The organism is Mesorhizobium sp. M7A.F.Ca.CA.004.04.2.1 (assembly GCF_004022825.1).
Lineage (GTDB): Bacteria > Pseudomonadota > Alphaproteobacteria > Rhizobiales > Rhizobiaceae > Mesorhizobium.
Window position 1 is genome coordinate 1 of the sequence record NZ_RZPH01001106.1, and the last position, 1,905, is coordinate 1,905.

The following is a 1,905-nucleotide window of genomic DNA, read 5'->3' on the forward strand; positions in this document are numbered from 1 at the left end:
GCCTACGAACCGGGCACCGAGGCCGTCGTCACCGAGATCGAGGGTGCAAAGCTCGGCTTCGCCGTTTGCTACGATTTGCGCTTTCCGCAGCTCTTCCGTGCCGAGGCACTGGCCGGCGCCGATCTGCTTTCCGTACCTGCCGCCTTCACCCGTCAGACCGGCGAGGCGCACTGGCACGTGCTGCTCAGGGCCCGCGCCATCGAGAATGGCGCCTATGTCATCGCCGCCGCGCAGGGCGGCCTGCATGAGGATGGCCGCGAGACCTACGGTCATTCGCTGATCGTCGATCCGTGGGGCCGTATCATCGCGGAAGCCGCGCATGACGAGCCTGATGTGATCGTCGCCGAGATCGACCCGGCGCAGTCGCTTGCCGCGCGCAAGAAGATCCCCAACCTCAGGAATGCACGGGATTTCGCCGTCAATGCCGGTTCGGGCGAGGCGCCGCGGCTCAGGGGTGCAGCCTCTTGATCCGCTTTGCCCTGATCTGCGAGCACGAGCACGAATTCGAAGGCTGGTTCCGCAGCAACGACGATTTCGACACCCAGAAGAAGCGCGGCTTTGTCGATTGCCCCACCTGCGGATCGCACAAGGTGCAGAAGGCGCTGATGGCGCCGGCCGTCTCCACGGCGCGCAAACAGGAAACAATAGCGCTGGCGATGGGCGAGGCGCAGAAGCAGGCTTTGGCACAGCTCAAGGCAATGGCCGAGAAGGTGCGCGAGAACGCCGACTATGTCGGCGACAAGTTCGCCGAGGAAGCGCGAAAGATCCATTTCGGCGAGAGCGACCCGCGCGGCATCTATGGCGAGGCGACGCTGGACGAGGCCAAGAGCCTGGCCGAGGACGGCGTCGAGTTCATGCCGATCCCGGTGTTCCCGGACGATCGCAACTGAGTCTTTCGACGCCAGCGGGACAGCGCCCCCCTTTGTCCTGCCGGACATCTCCCCCACGGGGGAGATCGGACGTCACCTAGGCCTTCGCCAATCTCTGACGTGGCAGGCGCAGTGTCGAAGCTGCCAATCTCCCCCCTCGTGGGGGAGGTGTCCGGCAGGACAGAGGGGGGCGCGAAGGATCGCAACAGAAATTAGCTCACGCTCCCGATCAGCTTTTCCAGCAGCCGAGAGAGCGTCTCCCGTTCCGCCGGCGTCAAGCCCGAGAGAATCTCGTGCTCGTTGGCAACATGGGCAGTGACGGCCTCATCGATCAAGGCCAGGCCCTTGTCGGTCAGCCTCACGACAATGCCGCGCCTATCGTTGGGATGCGGCCCGCGCAGGATCAATCCGGACGTTTCGAGCCGGTCGAGCCTGTTGGTCATGGCGCCTGACGTCACCATCGTCGCTTCATAGAGGGCGGTTGGCGTCAGCGCGTAGGGAGAGCCTGAACGGCGCAGCGTGGCCAGCACGTCGAATTCCCCGGACTGCAATCCATAACGGGCAAACAACGGCGCTAGGCGCTCGCGGGCGATCAGCGAGGCGGCCTCGTTCAGCCGCCCGAGCACACCCATCGGCGAGACATCCAGATCGGGCCGCTCCCGCTTCCATTGCTCGATCGCCCGTGCTGCCCTGTCCAACTGTCTCACCATCATATATCTTGACGTTAAGAATCTTTCCATTATCTTATCTTAACATGCAATGCCGGCCAAGGGCCGCGCTACAGGATTCGGTCAATGAAACGTCTTTGGGATTCGGCGCTCGGCCTGCTGGTCGTCACCGGCGGCCTGCTCGGCCTGACGCTGCCATTCGGCAAGCTCGCCACGGCTGCCGGCGTGCCGGCCATGGTCTGGGCCTTCGTCATCTCGCTCGGCGCCGGCGGCGTCTTGCTGTGCGTGCTCCTGGCTCGCGGCCAGCGGGTCCGGCTCACCGCGCACAAATTCCGCTATTTCTTCGTCACCGCCGCGGTGTCCTATGC

Annotated in this window: 3 protein-coding genes and 1 pseudogene; 3 read left to right on the forward strand and 1 reads right to left on the reverse strand. The window is 64.4% G+C overall.

The genetic code is table 11. The features are described from left to right. The coding region (locus EN893_RS31770) for a nitrilase-related carbon-nitrogen hydrolase (protein WP_281062516.1) at positions 1–468 on the forward strand (468 nt) is incomplete at its 5' end. Continuing rightward, on the forward strand, positions 465–890 hold the full coding sequence (locus EN893_RS31775; RefSeq protein ID WP_023811158.1) for a DUF1178 family protein: 426 nt from the start codon (positions 465–467) through the stop codon (positions 888–890). The genes EN893_RS31770 and EN893_RS31775, both read left to right, overlap by 4 nt. Before the next feature lie 191 nt (positions 891–1,081). Here EN893_RS31775 and EN893_RS31785 read toward each other — a convergent pair whose 3' ends face one another. Beyond that, on the reverse strand, positions 1,082–1,567 hold the full coding sequence (locus tag EN893_RS31785; RefSeq protein WP_127271370.1) for a MarR family transcriptional regulator: 486 nt from the start codon (positions 1,565–1,567) through the stop codon (positions 1,082–1,084). Positions 1,568–1,663: 96 nt separating this feature from the next. Here EN893_RS31785 and EN893_RS31790 point away from each other — a divergent pair. Next, positions 1,664–1,905, forward strand: a pseudogene (locus EN893_RS31790) (EamA/RhaT family transporter); the annotation flags it as partial.